The organism is Rhodopirellula sp. UBA1907, assembly GCF_002337565.1.
Classification (GTDB): Bacteria; Planctomycetota; Planctomycetia; order Pirellulales; family Pirellulaceae; genus Rhodopirellula; species Rhodopirellula europaea.
Genome location: NZ_DDGH01000055.1, coordinates 107,018 through 123,705 on the forward strand (window position 1 = coordinate 107,018; position 16,688 = coordinate 123,705).

11 protein-coding genes are annotated in these 16,688 nt (G+C 56.1%); 7 read left to right on the plus strand and 4 right to left on the minus strand.

What is annotated here, in order from left to right:
• Positions 1 to 91: 91 nt before the first annotated feature.
• Positions 92 to 1,999, minus strand: a complete 1,908-nt coding sequence (locus B2R17_RS12205) for a MutS family DNA mismatch repair protein (protein ID WP_286764198.1) — start codon at positions 1,997 to 1,999, stop codon at positions 92 to 94.
• Between the two features lie 5 nt (positions 2,000 to 2,004).
• The gene (locus B2R17_RS12210) at positions 2,005 to 3,558 is read right to left on the minus strand and encodes a hypothetical protein (protein WP_286764199.1); all 1,554 of its coding nucleotides are present in this window, start codon (positions 3,556 to 3,558) and stop codon (positions 2,005 to 2,007) included.
• Positions 3,559 to 3,809: 251 nt separating this feature from the next.
• On the opposite strand from B2R17_RS12210, the gene B2R17_RS12215 reads away from it, so the two are divergent.
• Positions 3,810 to 5,345, plus strand: coding sequence for a polysaccharide lyase (locus tag B2R17_RS12215; RefSeq protein ID WP_286764200.1), 1,536 nt, complete (start codon positions 3,810 to 3,812; stop codon positions 5,343 to 5,345).
• Here B2R17_RS12215 and B2R17_RS12220 read toward each other — a convergent pair.
• A complete protein-coding gene (locus B2R17_RS12220) occupies positions 5,342 to 6,712 on the minus strand; it encodes a Gfo/Idh/MocA family protein (RefSeq protein WP_286764201.1) in 1,371 nt (456 codons plus the stop codon). The two genes, B2R17_RS12215 and B2R17_RS12220, sit on opposite strands and share 4 nt — an antisense overlap.
• A gap of 421 nt (positions 6,713 to 7,133) precedes the next feature.
• On the opposite strand from B2R17_RS12220, the gene B2R17_RS12225 reads away from it, so the two are divergent.
• Together B2R17_RS12225 and B2R17_RS12230 are read left to right on the plus strand one after the other, a co-directional pair.
• Positions 7,134 to 8,408 carry a radical SAM protein gene (locus B2R17_RS12225; RefSeq protein WP_286764221.1) on the plus strand — a complete coding sequence of 425 codons (1,275 nt, stop codon included), beginning with the start codon at positions 7,134 to 7,136 and terminating at the stop codon, positions 8,406 to 8,408.
• Between the two features lie 3 nt (positions 8,409 to 8,411).
• Positions 8,412 to 9,389, plus strand: coding sequence for a hypothetical protein (locus B2R17_RS12230; RefSeq protein WP_286764202.1), 978 nt, complete (start codon positions 8,412 to 8,414; stop codon positions 9,387 to 9,389).
• 61 nt (positions 9,390 to 9,450) lie between these two features.
• Here the strand turns inward: B2R17_RS12230 and B2R17_RS12235 are convergent, their stop codons facing one another.
• Entirely contained in the window at positions 9,451 to 10,431 is a 981-nt protein-coding gene (locus tag B2R17_RS12235) for a TIGR03009 domain-containing protein (protein ID WP_286764203.1), read from the minus strand.
• Between the two features lie 339 nt (positions 10,432 to 10,770).
• On the opposite strand from B2R17_RS12235, the gene B2R17_RS12240 reads away from it, so the two are divergent.
• The 4 genes from B2R17_RS12240 to B2R17_RS12255 form a co-directional block, all read left to right on the plus strand.
• Positions 10,771 to 13,260 carry a PA14 domain-containing protein gene (locus tag B2R17_RS12240; RefSeq protein ID WP_286764204.1) on the plus strand — a complete coding sequence of 830 codons (2,490 nt, stop codon included), beginning with the start codon at positions 10,771 to 10,773 and terminating at the stop codon, positions 13,258 to 13,260.
• 7 nt (positions 13,261 to 13,267) lie between these two features.
• Positions 13,268 to 14,620, plus strand: a complete 1,353-nt coding sequence (locus tag B2R17_RS12245) for a DUF1552 domain-containing protein (RefSeq protein ID WP_286764222.1) — start codon at positions 13,268 to 13,270, stop codon at positions 14,618 to 14,620.
• A 149-nt stretch (positions 14,621 to 14,769) separates the two neighbouring features.
• Complete coding sequence (locus B2R17_RS12250) at positions 14,770 to 16,398, plus strand: protein adenylyltransferase SelO (protein WP_286764205.1); 1,629 nt, start codon at positions 14,770 to 14,772, stop codon at positions 16,396 to 16,398.
• 51 nt (positions 16,399 to 16,449) lie between these two features.
• A partial coding sequence (locus B2R17_RS12255; RefSeq protein WP_286764206.1) for a 5'/3'-nucleotidase SurE occupies positions 16,450 to 16,688 on the plus strand: 239 nt, incomplete at its 3' end.

A 16,688-nucleotide genomic window follows, 5' to 3' on the forward strand; every position in this document is an offset into this window, starting at 1 on the left:
CGCCTGAACGGCGTCGCTCGACCTCTCCCCAAACTTCGTTTCGGGAGAGGTTCATGTTGCAGCAATCCAACTGAAACTCAGCCCGACAAATTTACTTCTCGCCCAAGCCGACGATCTCGAGCAGTCTCAGGGCGTTGGTGGTGGGTGACACGCCGTCTCGCATTTTGTAGTCGAACGTCATTCGTTCATCGCCGCTGGCGTCGGGCGTGATCGTTTCGCGGAAGTGAACGGTGTGCGCGAGCTTCATCAGTTCAGGATCATCGGCGAGTTCCAGGTCGTGCGTCGTGATGGCACCGATCGCACCGGCGTCGACCAAGAATCGCAGCACACGAGCGACGGCGATCTGGCGTTCGCGGCTGTTGGTTCCTTGCAGGATTTCGTCGAGCAAGAAGAACTGGATTCGGTTGGTGGAGCCGGCGGCACGTTGTTCGGCCAACTGCCGAGCATGCGTGACAACGGCGGACAAGCGATTCAATTCCGCCATGTAGTATGAGACGCCTTGGCTGAGGTCATCACTGACTCGGATGCTGGTTCCCATTTCGACGGGCGGCAAACTCATGTGCCGGCAACACACCGGTCCGCCGGCCATAGCGAGGGCGACGTTCAGCCCAGCACTTCGAAGCATCGTGCTTTTGCCGGACATGTTGCTGCCGGTGACGAGCAACAATGTTCCGGTCGGCCCGATCGTGACGTCGTTGGTGACTCGTGCGTCGTCTTTCAGCAACGGGTGCCCCAACCCTTTGAATGTGATGGTGGATTCGCTTTCGAGCCACTCGGGCGACGACCACTCCGGTGAATCGTGTTGCAAAGCAGCGATCGACATCAAGGCTTCGAGTTCGCCGAGAGCATCAAACCACTCGGGGATTTGGCTGGAGTAACGTGACTTCCAACCTTCCAGTCGACGCAGCACGCGAACGTCCCACAACCAGAACGCTTGCAGCGGCAGATACAGCAAGAACGTCGACGCGGTTTGTTTCAGCCCGCCCATGCGAGCGACCTGGGCCAGTTCGCGCATGCCTGTGGAAGCCGATTGGGAACCCTCGTCGTCTCCGAGTAGCGTCCGGCGGATGTGAGCGGTCGGCCCAGCGGGATCGGCAGGAGATTCCGGCAACCAACTCGCCGCATCGAACAGTTCGGCGTAATCGTTGACGCTGCGTCGCGACGCCATCGCAATTTGAAAAATGGCTGCGACCGGGCCGAGCAAGAACGAACCGATGGCCAGGTTCAGCACCGCGACTCCAATCAACCCGTACATCGCCATTCGTCCCGAATCTTCTTGACCGGTGATCGAGCCAATGATCATGCCGAGAACGAGAAGGATTGCCACCACGGCGGTGAAGTTGCCCCATGGAATCAGCCATCGATGCGGCGGCAACCAATTGGGTTCCTTGGACCACTGGACGAATGATTCCGGGTCACCGGAGCTTCCGCCGATGTCGCGGGCGAGCACATAAAACCGCAATCGGTTCTCAGGCTGGTCGGCGAGGTGTTTGACCGATGCGTGTCGATCTTTCGCGAGCGGCGGATCGACGGGGCTGCACAACCAATTTGCCAAAGTTCGAACGCCGGGCGTGGTGGCGGCCATGGAAGTCAGCTGGAACAGCGACGCATCACCGACCAGATCGAGGTCACCGGCCAATGCTTGTTGTTCGGGCGTGAGTTGGATCTCAGCCGACCGAATACCCACACTGTCGCGAGCGAGCGATTTCCAATCACGCTGCAATCTGGCCTGCAATCGATGCAAGGTCCGCGAATGGTTGCGAAGCAACTGCATTCGTTCGCGAACGGTTTCGTTGCGAACGACGGTCACCAAAAATGCGATCAAAGATCCTGCGGCCACGCAGATCCAAATCGTGTGTTGGGTCGCGAGTGAAAAACCAATTCCCAAAACCAAGCCGACGAAGAACACCATTCGCCAGACGGCAAACCGTGAATCGGAAGCTTCGAGTTCTTGCAAATCGTGATCGATGGTCTCGATCTGGGAAGCGTAGTCGGACATCCGTTTCAGGCTGCATCCAATGCGGTGGAGGACCGACGGGTTGGACGCGAACGCCCATCGATGACTTTCGTCGCCACTCGGTCTTGAAGGTTGGGTCGAAAAATGGTCAGCAGCAACAAAGGCAGGAACCAGGACATGTAGAGGCCACCGCCGTAGCCGTGCCAGAATTGTGCCGCGACCATCAAAGCGGCAGAGCAACTGATCAGAATGCCCAAGTTCTTTTGTCCGGGCCAAACCGCGAAGAAGAAGCTCAGGATCACGTAGCCGACGATCACTGGCAAACGCCAGATCGGATTCCAACCCAGTTCCCAAATCCCGGTCAGCTCATTGGGACCTTTGTTGGGATTGAGCACCCCGAACATCCGCTGGACATGCGTTAGGAATGGTTCACCACCGGCGAAGGCGAGCAACGCCATCAGAACGGTCAGTGCGACCAACACTGCGCCCGCGAATCGTCCGACGCCGCGCTGCCAATAGAAGCTGCACCACAGCGGGAGCAAAAACAACGGGTAGTACAACAATCCGGCAGCGGCACCGATGAATAGTCCGGCGATCAGTGGTTTGCGATACATCAGCACCGCCCACAGGATCAGCGCAGCGGGGACCACGTGGTCAACGCGTCCGGTCATTTGAGCCGTGTAAGGCATCAACAAATACAGCGTCGCACAACCGGCACCGGCGCGGAGGTTTCCGAAGTGTCGGTTGCCGATCAACAAAATGCCAATCAACACGGCGGACTGAGCCAAGATGGCGATGATTTTCGCGATCATTGTTCGGCGTTGTTCCGCGGCGGTCAACTCGGCCATCGTCGGTGGTTCGGCACCGGCAATCGCTTCGCTGATCGGTCGCGTTGGAATGGCTGGTAACATGTTGATCAGCGCGTAACCGGGGCCCAGCTTGGGACCTTGTTCCTGTTGAATCTCAGGCGTGCTGGCAACGACATTGGCCATCATGAAGATGAACAATGAGATTCCCAAAAAATTCAATCCGCCGGTCGTGAGATTGGGATCCAGCAGCGGTCGCCGAACCATCAACGGATCGAGCAACATTCGCACAAGCACCAGGAACTGGATGCCAAACAAGGTAATGAACCCGGTTCGTTGCAACCCGGCCGCTCGGCGGTAGGGTTCGGACTCTTGAAGCCGAGTCAATTCTTCCGCGGTCAGTTCACGCGGTGCCGGAGGTGATTCGGGTTCGGCGGGTGCTTCCGTCGCCACCGGCGGCTCATCGGGAATTGCTGCGGATTCGGAGGTCGCTTCATCGGTGGGAGTCAACTCGGACGGTGAAGCCTCCTCGGGGGCCACTTCCGCTTCAATGGGAATGGTGTTGGCGGCGGCACTGATTTCCGCGGACGCTAATCGAGCCAGACGCGTTTGCCGACGGTATCCCTCGTTGACCATCAACAACCCGGGTGCCAGCAAGATCAACAGCACGATGTCGAGGTTGCGGATGCTCCAAAAACGACGGAAGACGAAGAACAGGCCAATCGTCAAAAACGACGACATGTAAACCCACGTCGTCGGGTCGGGGCGTCGGTAATAGAGGAGGAATTCGCTCATGGTCGTAGGATAAACGCCTGAACCTACGGGGGATATAGCGGGCGAAACAGATCGATACCCTGAAACGAAGGCATTTGGTCAATCGCGACCGCCCCGGCTCGACGCCGATCGAACCACTCAATGCGAATCTCGGTGAGATAGAATGGCTGTTTCCCACCATCATTTGCCTCGGTCCCCGCCGTGGCCTCGGTCCTTACCGAAGGCCGCCAGTGCCTCCGCGGGGATCTCTGTACCTACCCAAGGATTCGCCAATGCGTTGTTTCAGCAGACGAAGTTGTCTTTCAATCGCGGCGGCGATGGGTTGGCTGATTCTCCTCCCGATCGGGATGCGGAAGATCGACGCCCAGGATTCGCCCTCGCAGACGGAGGTTCGGCAATCTCTCGCAAAGGCGACCAAGTACATGTCCACGACCATCGCCGATCATGGCGGCTACGCCTGGGTCAGCAGCGTTGATGGTGAACTCAGCAACGGTGAAGGTGCGTGCAACAACGACCGAGTCTGGGTTCAACCGCCTGGCACGCCATCGGTCGGGGACGCGTTTCTGAGAGCCTACTTGCTGACGGGCGATTCGGTGCATTTCCAGGCGGCAAACGATGTTGCGAAGTCTTTGATCGAAGGGCAACTCGCTTCGGGCGGATGGTATTACTCCATCGAGTTTGATCCGGAACTGCGAGCCAAGATTCCCTATCGAGTCGGAGTGGGTGCCAAAGTGGGCAAAATGGCCCACACGCCCGAACCCGGAGGCTGGGAGATTTGGCGGCAGCGGAAGTTCAAAACCAACATCACGGTTTTGGACGACAACACGACGTCCGCGGCACTGTCTTTCCTGCTGAATCTTCAAGCGGCGATGAAAGCGTCCAATCAGCCCAATTCACCAACGCTGGATCAAACCATCGAAGTTGCATTGCAGTCGACTCGTTTGGCTCAGTTCCCGATTGGTGCTTGGTGTCACAACTACGATCGCATGCCCGTTCAACAGCCAAGCGTCTCGCACTACCCGATCATCGACGCCAGCTACCCGGAGGATTGGTCTCGCACTTGGACGAAGAAATACGCCGGTTGCTATCTGCTAAATGACAGCATCACCCAAGACATGATCGGCATGATGTTGTTGGCCTGGAAAACGACCGGCGACGATCGCTATCGAGATAGCGCGATTCGTGGTGGGGAGTTTTTACTGCGTGCTCAAATGCCCGAACCACAGCCGGCGTGGGCCCAGCAATACGACCGACACATGCACCCGGTTTGGGATCGAAAGTTCGAACCGCCCGCCATCGCAGGTTACGAATCGCAAACCGCGATCGAAACGTTGATGGATTTGTATGAAGCAACTCAGGACGCAAGGTTTCTGAAGCCGATTGAACCCGCGATCGCGTATTTGAAATCTTGCTTGCGACCCGACGGTGGGTTGCCGCGGTATACAGAGCTGAAGACCAACAAGCCGTTGTATTTCAATTCGAAGTACGAGATGACCCATGATGATTCGGAGATGCCCGATCATTATCAGTTCGTCGGTGAATCCCGATTGGATTCAATCGAGCTTCGCTACCGCCGTCTACGTGATGGCAAAACAGAAAAAGCCGCCAAGATTTCCGCGAATCGAATCGCAGAAATTTTGGCGGCTCAGCATGTTGATGGAGGTTGGCGAGAACCGGGGTTTGTTCGTGATCCCGAGGGCCGCAAAGTGACGCCAAAGGAAGGTGTCATTCAATCCGCGACGTTTGTGAAAAACATGCGGCTGCTTTGCGACTACTTGGAATCCAAAACCGGTTCGTCTTCGCCTTAACCCATTTCGATTTCGTAGCCTTCGCGGTACGGACGAGCCAACATCGAGTTGGCTTGATCGTCGCCCACGATTTGCTCGCTGTCGTTGTCCCACTTCAAATCGCGGCCCAATCGAGCTGAGATTCCGGCCAAGTGACAGACGTTGAGCATTTCCATGTGCGTGTGCACGTCGGAGATGGGCTCGAGTCCTTCGCGGTGGCAGTGCAGGAAGTTGAACCAATGGGCACGACGTTCGTTGTGCTCGATTGGCAAGCCTTTGTAGACCTTCGAAATCGCGTCTTCGGGAAGTGGGTTGTCCGCCAAGTCTTCGACTGGTTTGCCCGAGAGGTTGCCGCGACTGACAAAGATGCGACCTTTGTCGCCTTCGATCAACACGCCGTTGCGAGTGTCGTTGCGAATGATCATTTCAGTGCCGCCCGGGTAGGCGACATTGAATTGGAATGCCGTCGCGGTGTTGTAGCGATCGATCTGGACCGGTTTGCCATCTTTGTATTCGACGGGGTGTTGAGCTGAGCCACCGATCGAAACAGGGCCTTCGGTTTGACCGTTCAGCTTCAATGCCCAGTTACAGATGTCGACGTGGTGAGCACCCCAGTCGGTCAGCTTGCCGCCGGAGTATTCGTACCACCAACGGAATTCGTAGTGACCGTTGGACTTCTTGCCATTTTCCGAACGGCGATAGTCCACCTTCGGTGCTGGGCCAAGCCACAGGTCCCAATCCAACGCCTCGGGTGGAGACGCGACGGGCAGGGCGTCGCTGGTGGGAGCTCCACCGATGGCCGCTTGCACGCGATGAATCTTGCCGAGACGTCCTTCGTTCACGATCGCCATTGCTTTGACGAACTTGTCGAACGTGCTGCGCTGTTGCGTTCCGACTTGAACGATTCGCCCGGTCTCTTTTTGAACCTTGCGAATCAATTTGCCTTCGTCGATCGTCAATGTCAGCGGCTTTTCGCAGTAGACATCTTTGCCGGCGTACAGTGCTTCGATCAAAGGCTTGGTGTGCCAGTGATCCGGTGTTGCGATGTGGACGACTTTGATGTCGTCGCGTTCCAACACCTTTCGATAATCCGAATGCATGGCGGCTTTGCCACCACTGAATTGGTCATTGGCTTGTTGAGCGCGACTGGAATCGGCATCCGCGATGGCGACCAAGTTCAGCCACTGTTTGGCGGAGTTAAGGTTTCCGCGCCCCATGCCGCCCGCGCCGATCAAACCGATGTTGATCTTGTCGTCGGCGATTTCGTCGGCCAGCGAACGAGGCGACCAAGCGAAGTAAGGCGTCATGGCCGCGGCACCCGCGGCCGCTTTCAAAACCGTTCGACGGTTTGTGGTAGCGGTTTCACGTTTGGAAGGATTCTGGTTCAAGGTGGGACCTCAATGGGAGGGAAAGGGCAGGGAAGAAATGCGGGGCCAATCCCGCGGGCGAACGATGAGACACGCCAGACGCGTCCTCAAATGCCGCTTCTTTGAGCAAACAATTGGTGCAGTATACTCGAACGTGTCGATCAAAATCGAGCCAACTGGATTCCGTGGCAATCGATGAAATACCACGGAAACGGGCCGTTTTGTCGGCTCGAAATGCGGTGAACGACCGATTTCGCGTCCGTGGCGAGAACCTGGATTGCTTCGCCATTAAGATGAGACCGTGTCGGCCGATCCACCGAAATGACCTGGTTTGCGAGTGGGACTCGGACAATGCGACTGGACTTTTGACAACGAATTTGGTCGCCTGAATGGCACCAAAGATTCAACGCCCCAATTGATTGAGATACCGATGTACCTCCGTATGGCCAAACGATTCGCGATGGAAACCGATAAACGGTTGCTCGCCAAAGCAGTCTGGGCACTCGGTGTGAAAGGATTGCGAAGCGTCCATCGTCACAAACGGCGACTCAAACGCGGCGAGTTCTTCCCGCCGTTTTTGTATTTGTCGGTGATCAACAGTTGCAACCTGCGATGCCAAGGTTGCTGGGTCGACGTCGGCGCAAAGCAACACAAGATTGAACTCGACGCTGCCAATCGAACAATTGAGCAAGCCAAGGCGATGGGCAACAGCTTCTTTGGCATCTTGGGCGGCGAACCCTTCATGCACAAAGAACTCTTGGATTTGTTTGAAGCTCATCCGGACGTTTACTTCCAAGTCTTCACCAACGGCCACTTCATCACCGACGAAGTCGCCGCGAGACTTCGCAAGTGCGGCAACGTCACGCCGCTGATCAGCGTGGAAGGATCCGAGATCATCAGCGACACGCGGCGCGGCCGTGATGGGGTTTTGAATCAAACCATCGCCGGCATCGAAGCCGCGGTTCGAAACAAATTGCTGGTCGGTGTTTGCACCAGCGTTTGTAAATCCAACATCGACGACTTGGTTCGCGACAAATGGGTCGACCGATTGATCGAGATGGGCGTGATGTACACGTGGTTCCACATCTATCGTCCGGTTGGTCCTGAACCCAATCCGCAATTGGCGTTGTCCAGCGAAGAGCAACGACGTGTGCGTCAATTCGTTGTCGACACGCGAGCGACCAAGCCAATCATTGTCATCGATGCCTATCACGACGATGCCGGCAATGCGTTGTGTCCGGCGGTCACCGGGTTCACGCATCACGTGGGACCTTGGGGCGACATTGAACCGTGTCCCGTGATTCAGTTGGCGACGGAATCGATCCACGACAGCAAACCGCTCAAAGAAACCTTCAACGAGTCTGGCTTCCTTCGTGACTTCCGCGAATTAACGGCCCAGAACACTCGCGGGTGTGTGATAATGGAACGGCCTGATCTGTTGCTCGAATTGGCTGACAAGCACGGGGCCCGTGACACGACGGCTCGCGGCAAGGTGATGGAGGAACTTCGCAACGTCGAACCGCGACGCAGCCAGTATCAACCGGGTGACGAGATTCCTGAACGCAGCTTTGTCTATCGTTGGGCAAAGAAGTACGCCTTCAACGACTTCGGCACATACGGCAAACACTATCAAGAAAGCCAGTATCAAGATCCGGATCAGCAACCGCCGAAGTCATCGGCAGGCCAGGCTGATTCGCAGTTGCCAGTGCTGAACTGATCGATGATCGTACCGGAGCACTGGGCGGAGGCGAGCGATCGCATTGATGGGGCAAAAACCAAGCGATTGGTGAAACGCTTTGGTTGGTCCGACGTCAGCGTGGAAGAGGCGCAGCAACACGCGAATCAACGCCTCGCGGAAGCCATTGCCGAAATGAAACGCGGCGAGATGCTGCCGTTCACCGAACCCAAAGTCGCCTACAACGGTGCCGACGGGTTGCCAATCCGTGAGGAGATCATCGATCGACGTGGTGACGCCGTTCTGACTCGCAATGCATACGGCGCGTTGTGCTTGAATACGCCCGACATCTTGTTCGCGGACGTGGATGTGCCGCAATCGAGTGGCTGCATGACCTACGTGGTCGCGTATGTCGTTAGCGTGGTGGTGCTTTCCCTTGTGGCTTTTCAATTGGACATCACCAACCCCATTTTCTTGGTGCTGTTCTTGTCGATGCTGTCAGCGGCCCTGTTTGGCAGCATGATCGAAACGGTTCGCCGCCGGGTAAGCGGCACGCCCGAAACGATTGCACGTAAACGCATTGCATCCTTCGCGAAATCCCATCCCGATTGGAAGCTGCGTCTCTACGAGACTCCCATGGGGTTTCGAGTGCTGGTCACTCATGCCCCGTTTGACCCACGAGGGGCGGAAGCACTGGACTTCTTTGATCGGATCAAAGCCGATCCGGTTTATGTGCGGATGTGTTTCAACCAGAATTGCTTTCGCGCTCGAGTGTCGCCGAAACCATGGCGAGTTGGGTTGAGCGAACACATGAAACCGCGCCCAGGTGTTTGGCCGATTTCACCGGATAGACTGCCCTCACGTGAGGCGTGGGTGAAGCAATACGATCAGGCTCGCCAGCAACACGCCGCCTGTCGCTACGTGGATTCGTTTGGCAACGGAAGGCCATGCCGGGAAGCCAACGAAGTCCAACGCTGGCACGACGACCTGTCAGCGGCCAATCAAGATTGGCCGATCGCTTAAAGACGTTGCTGAGATCGCGTCCCTATTTCGTAGCTGGGTTCGCCAGATTCGGTGATCACTACTACTGGCGACGAGCTTCGTTTTCGCCTTCGGCCAATTGTGGTGGGCCGTTGTAGTTGTCGCGGAAGACCTTCCAATCGGATGGTGGTTCCTGTTCGATGAAGCTCTGCATGAAGAACTTTTGCAAGCTAGCTTGAATCGAGTTGCGTTTGACGTTGGTGAACTCGTAGTGGTCCCACTTCGGTTGCGTCTTTTGGTTGAAGTTGGGAGCGTACATGATCAATGCTTGTGGCAAGAACGTTTTGGCGTCCAAGGCGATCTGCACGACTTTGTATTGAGCACGGTCGGCTTGGTGTTTCGGGTAAGCCGCGATCAAGATCAATTCAGGTTTGGGTGACTGCATCGGTTGGACCCAGTACCGTTGTTTGATCTGTTTAGCATCCGCATTGAACACAAACGGCAACGGGCTTTCGATGATGCGTTGTCCCTGCATGTCGGGTGGCAACTGTTGGATCTTGCACTGCTTGGTTGCGTGGTCGAACTCCTTCAGTTCGGTGCCGGTGCAAACCCAATGTTCGCCGTACAGACCTTGCTTGGCCGAGTACTTGGGTTTGCCGTTGTCGTCCATGCCGTCGTAGCTGACGACCGCTTTGACTTGGAACAAACCCTTGTCTGGGTTGGCGTATTTGATGACGCCTTCGGCTTTGTTGGCGTAGATGCCAGCGGGTGCGGCAAAGAGATCAAAGTGCCAGCGTTTGAAGTCACACTCAAGTGTCTTGGTGCCTTTGCTTTGCTGTTCCCAAGCTGCCAGGATTTGATCGAGACGTTGTTGCTCGGCCGCACTTAGCGGTGGGAACGGTGCTGCGTTTGGATTGGCGGGAGCGGCGGCTTGCTGTGTTTGAGCAGGTGCGGCTGCGCGGCCTTGTGCCATCACAGGTTGGCTGGTGGCGACCATGAAGCCAGCGACACCAGTCAAGACAGCCAGAAACGCTGCACGTGTGGAGAACGGTCGGTGAATCACCGAAAAATTCAAACGCATCATCCTTGACGCTCGTATCAAATGGGGAGGCGGACCATCGGGTCAATCGGATTGGCCGGTCAATTGAACGGGGACCGACTGGATCGGGGGAATCCGATTCGCCGAGCCTATCTGAATGAACCGTGCGGTCGAAAGGCCGAAAAACGGTGTTTTCGACTTCCGTTCACAGCCAAAACGAGCTCTATGGAGACGAATTGGGCGGCTAGACGCTCGAAATGAAGGTTTTCGGGGTGTTTCGTTCGCCTAACTCGCCTAAAATACAATGCCCTGCCTTGGTGAATCCAACGTCAGTTTTCTGGCACCCGCCTTCGGGTTCACGTCCTTTCCCATCCTGTTGAAAACATGCGACGCATTCCAAATTTGGTACGCGCCTCCACCTTCCTCTGCTCTGGCATTTTTGCCGGCATGGGGATGAGCTTTCGGATCGGTGCGGCCGCATCGTTCGCTTTGCTCGCTGGCATGGCTCAGCCGGTTTCGGCCGCCGAAAGCAGCTCGCTCGATTCAGTCATCGCCGAAGATCCTGTTTTGTCGGCGGGGCTGAAAATCTATGCCGAGCAATGCTTGCAGTGCCACGGTGAAAAGGGATCCGGAACGGAAGACTACTATCCCGATCCTTTGGTGGGTGATGGGTCGATCGGTGAGCTGACCGAAATCATTGTCGACACGATGCCCGAAGAAGATCCCGATCTTTGTGTTGGTGAAGACGCGGCGGCTGTGGCGGCTTACATCCATCATGCGTTCTACAGCGAAGCGGCACAGATTCGGAATCGTCCTCCTCGTCAATCACTGCAGCGTTTGACCGGAACCCAGTTTCGACAAAGCCTGTCCGACTTGTACGCCCACTTCGCGGGACTGCAGGAGACGACGTGGGAAAGTCATCAGTCGAAACACGGTCTGTCGGTCTCGATCTACTCCGGCAAAGGTCGGAAAAAAGAGGACCGAAAAATCGAACGAATTGACCCGGTTGTCGATTTCGATTTTGGCAAAGAAGGTCCCGGCGAAGGTGTTCCTTGGGACGAGTTTCGTGCTCACTGGGACGGTGGATTGCGTGTCGAGCAAACCGGCCGCTATGAGATCGTGGTCCACAGCAAAACTTCGTTCACGATGGACTTCGGTCACGATTCAAATCAGCTGATCGACAACCATGTCCAATCAGAAGGCCGCAATGAATTTCGTCGTGCGTTGATGCTGACCGGTGGGCGGGTTTATCCGCTTGAGATTGACTTCAACCAACGCAAACGCAAAGGCGAGACGCCGCCGGCAAGCATCTCGCTTTCCTGGGTTCCTCCAGGTGGCATCGAAACGATCATTCCACCTTCGGCGTTGGTGCCAGGTTGGAATCCACCGGCGTTGCAACTTTCAACGACGATGCCGCCCGACGATAGTTCCTACGGGTTCGAACGAGGAATCTCGGTCGATACGGCTTGGGATTCCGCCGTCACCGACGGTGCGATCGAGTTCGCCAATGCAATGCGAGACCGTTTATGGAATGACTATGTTCGGAAACATCGAAAAGACAAACGTTCGCGAGAGGAGAAGCTGAAAGACTTTCTGTCTGACTTCGTCACGGTTGCCCACCGCGGGAATGCGGAAGTGGTCCAGCCCGAACGAATCGTGGATCCTGCGATCGAAGCATTCGAAGACGAGACCGACATCATCAAATCGGTCGTGTTGATGACGCTGAAGTCACCACGATTCTTGTACCCCAGCCTCGATGCGGATCGAACGGTTTCGCAGCAAGTTGCCAATCGTTTGGCATTGGTGCTGCACGATTCACTGCCGTCGGAGGGTTGGCTGCAGGATCGAATTAAGAAGGATCAAATGCGAGATGAACAATCGATTCGCAGAGCAGCCGAGCGGATGCTCGATGACGCTCGGACTCGAGTGAAGCTGAAGCAAATGCTCCATCACTGGATGGAACTTGGTCCTGAGGACGACCTTCGCAAAGACGATGAGAAGTACCCGGGTTTCAGTGAAGAGTTGATCGCGGATCTTCGGACCTCGCTCGATCGTTTCTTGGACGAAACGGTGTGGAGCGAGACCAGTGATTTCCGACAATTGTTGGCGGCCGATTGGGCGTTCACGAATCAACGTTTGGCGGATTTCTATGGCGACGCCTGGAAGCCGGCCAAATCGGATGACGACAACGCGGACGAGCCGAATGAATCTGGCGAGTGGACTCAATCGGTTCGCGCCCCGAACATTCATGTCGGTGTGTTGACGCATCCGTTGGTGATGGCTCGTTTGTCGTACCATTCGGCGACTTCACCGATTCACCGCGGCGTGTTTCTGATTCGCCACGTGATGGGACGAACCCTGCGGCCACCCAATGAAGCGTTCTCGCCACTCAGTCCTGATTTACACCCGGATTTGACAACTCGCGAACGTGTAGCGTTGCAAACAAGTCCTGAAAGCTGCCAAATTTGTCATTCGAGAATCAACCCGCTTGGGTTTGCACTCGAGCACTTTGATGCGGTTGGCAGGTTCCGCGAAAAAGACATGAACAAGAAGGTCGACGCGTCGGGCAGTTACCTGACTCGCGACGACGAACGAATCGAATTCGACGGGGCTCGTGGATTGGCCGAAGTGGCGATCGCGAATCCAGACACACACCGAGCCTTCGTGACTCGGATGTTTCAGTACTTTGTCAAGCAACCGGTGGCCTCCTATGGCGCCCATCGCTTGGACGAATTGACGGAATCATTTCGGCAATCCGACTTCAATGTCAAAAAGTTGTTGGTCGACATTGCCGTGATCGCGGCGAGTGACGCGTTGCCTGATTCAGAGGCGAAGAAGAAACAACCTAAGAACAACCAAACGGCGGGAGCTTGAAATGAATATGGAACCCACTGCACCACGCAAACCATCGAAACGTCTTTCGCGTCGTCGGTTCTTGCGACGCACTGGCATCAGTGCCGCTGCGTTGAACTTCACAATGAACCTGCCCAGCTTGGCATTGGCGGCCGACGCGACGCCACGTCAACGGTTGATCATCGTCTTCAGCCCCAACGGTGTGATCCCAGATCACTTCTGGCCCAAGGGTGACGAAGAGAAGTTGGAATTCAAACGGATTCTGAAACCACTCGAACCTTTCGCGGATCAAACGCTGACGATCAAGGGTTTGTGCAACCAAATCCAAGGTGACGGCGACGGGCACATGCGCGGCATGGGATGCTTGCTGACCGGCATCGAGTTGTTCCCCGGTGACATCCAAGGCGGCAGCGATACGCCCGCGGGATGGTCGATGGGCATCAGCATCGATCAATTCCTCAAGAACCAACTGCAAGCCGATCCATCGACGCGAACTCGATTTGGTTCGTTGGAATTTGGCGTGATGGTTCCCGATCGTGCTGACACCTGGACTCGTATGTCATATGCGGGAGCCAACCAACCGGTCGCTCCGATCGACGACCCGTACAAGATGTTCGACAAACTCTACGGCCAAGCCAAGAACCGTGAGTTGCTGGCGAGTGTCTTGGACGATTTGACTGACGACTTCAAGAAGATTGAATCGATGGTCAGCATGGAAGATCGGCACTTGTTGCAGCAGCATGTTGAGTTGGTTCGCAAGGTCGAGAAGGACCTGAAGATCGAACTGGAAGCCAGTACCAAATCGGTCGGCCACGCGGTTCCTGAATTGACGCCCAACGTCGAAGTCCAAAACGACAACATGCCCGAGATCACTCGGATGCAAATGGAGTTGTTGGTCAGCTCGATGGCGGCTGACTTCGCTCGCGTGGCGACGTTCCAGATCACCAACAGCGTCGGCCAACCTCGCATGCGTTGGTTGGACATCGATGAAGGGCACCACGGATTGTCTCACGAGCCCGATTCGAACGAAGACGCATACGAGAAGCTGATTCGAATCAACACGTGGTACTGCGAACAAATCGCTCACCTGGCCAAACGATTGCAGGACACGCCTGAGCCTGGCGGCAGTGGATCGATGTTGGACAACACCACGATCATCTGGACCAACGAGCTTGGCAAAGGCAACTCGCACACCCGCAACGACATCCCGTTTGTGTGTGTTGGTGGCGGTTTGGGCCTGCGAACCGGCCGTGCCAAAGACTATGGCAAGGTCTCTCACAACCGATTCCTGATGACCATCGCCGAGCAAATGGGTTTCGCTCAGAAGAGCTTTGGGAACCCAGACTTCTGCGGCGATGGATCACTGACCGGGCTCGTGTGATTTCGCGAACGGTTGATTTCGCGAGCTGGTGATTTCGCGGTCCGTGGTGGCACGGGATTGGCAGCAGCGGTGGCGTGGGCTGGATCGATTGGTAGAGTTTCCATGATCCAGTCGCCATCCTTCGCGCCATTTGCCCATGAGATTTTCGCGTGACATTTGATCTGACGTTCGACAATCGGTTCACGCGAGATTTGCCCGCGGATCCGGAGTCGCGAAATTTCACTCGCCAAGTCCACCAAGCAGGTTTTTCGCGAGTGAAACCGACGCCGGTTTCGGCTCCAAAATGGGTGGCTGGATCCAAAGAGGTTGCGGAGCTGATCGGTTTGGATCCGAAGTGGTTGGGATCGGCTGAGCTGACCGAGGTGTTGGCCGGCAACGCTCTGGCCGATGGCATGGATCCCTTCGCGATGTGCTACGGCGGTCACCAGTTTGGCAACTGGGCCGGGCAACTGGGTGACGGTCGTGCGATCAATCTTGGCGAAGTGGTCACCGCGGATGAGAAGCACTGGACGTTGCAGCTCAAAGGGGCCGGACTGACGCCGTACTCTCGGACCGCGGATGGTTTGGCGGTTCTGCGATCGAGCGTTCGCGAATTTCTTTGCAGCGAAGCGATGCACCACTTGGGAGTGCCGACCACGCGCGCTCTCAGTTTGGTGCTGACCGGTGAGAAGGTGCTTCGCGACATGTTTTACGACGGGCACCCCGAACATGAACTGGGTGCTGTGGTGTGCCGAGTCGCGCCGTCGTTCATCCGGTTTGGCAACTTTGAGATCTTCGCGTCGCGGGAAGACACCGAGACGTTGCAAACGTTGGTGGAACACACGATTCGATCGGAGTTCCCGCACTTGCTGTCCGGGGATGGGCCAGATGCCGAGGTTGGCCCCGACGTGATTGCGGCGATGTTCGAGGAAGTTTGCCGGACGACCGCGGAGATGGTGGTGCACTGGATGCGAGTCGGCTTTGTCCACGGTGTGATGAACACCGACAACATGTCGATTCTTGGGCTGACGATTGACTACGGACCGTACGGTTGGCTGGAGGATTACGATCCCGATTGGACGCCGAACACCACCGACGCGCAAGGGCGAAGGTATCGTTACGCGCATCAGCCTCAGATCGCCCAGTGGAACTTGGTCGCTTTGGCCAACGCTTTGGTTCCATTGGTCAAGGAAGCCGAACCGTTGCAGCGTGGGATCGCGGTTTATGTCGAGGAGTTTCAGAAAAGCTGGCACTCGATGATGGCTGGCAAGCTGGGGCTGTCGAAGTATGAGAGCGAGACCGATGACGAGTTGGTTGACTCGTTGTTGACGCTGTTGCAATTGGCTGAAACCGACATGACGATTTTCTATCGCCGGTTGGCGGACATTGAACTTGGGACGCGAGAGCAACCGGTCGCTTTGGAACTGGCGGTTGTGCTAAATCATCTTTCCGAGGCTCACTACGTTGCCGATGAGGTCACGGAAGAATACAAGCAGGCATTGATGGATTGGATGCGTTCCTATCAATCGCGTGTTTTGGCGGACGACGGTTTTCCTGCGGATGATTCGCAGCGGCGGCAGCGGATGAACGCGGTGAACCCGAAGTACGTTTTGCGGAACTACTTGGCTCAGTTGGCAATCGATGCGTGCGACAAAGGCGATGATTCGATGGTGTCTGAGTTGCTGGACGTGCTTCGACGTCCGTACGACGATCAACCGGGGAAAGAACGCTTTGCTGAAAAGCGACCCGAGTGGGCGCGACACCGTCCGGGTTGTTCGATGTTGTCATGCAGTTCATAACCTATCTTCGGATTGGTTCGAGCCGCGCACATCGATGGACAAACTCTTCTCATGCGAATTCTGTTAACGAATGATGATGGCGTTCATGCCCCGGGATTGGCGGCACTTCGTCAGCAACTGCGTCACTTGGGCGAAGTCATCACGGTTGCTCCGGCAACGGAACAAAGTGGTGTCGGCCATTCGATCACTTATTTGACGCCGTTGGTTCCAAAATCCATTCACCGTGATGGCGTTCATTGGGCGTGGGCGGTCGAAGGTTCGCCGGCTGATTGTGTGAAGCTTTCGCTCGT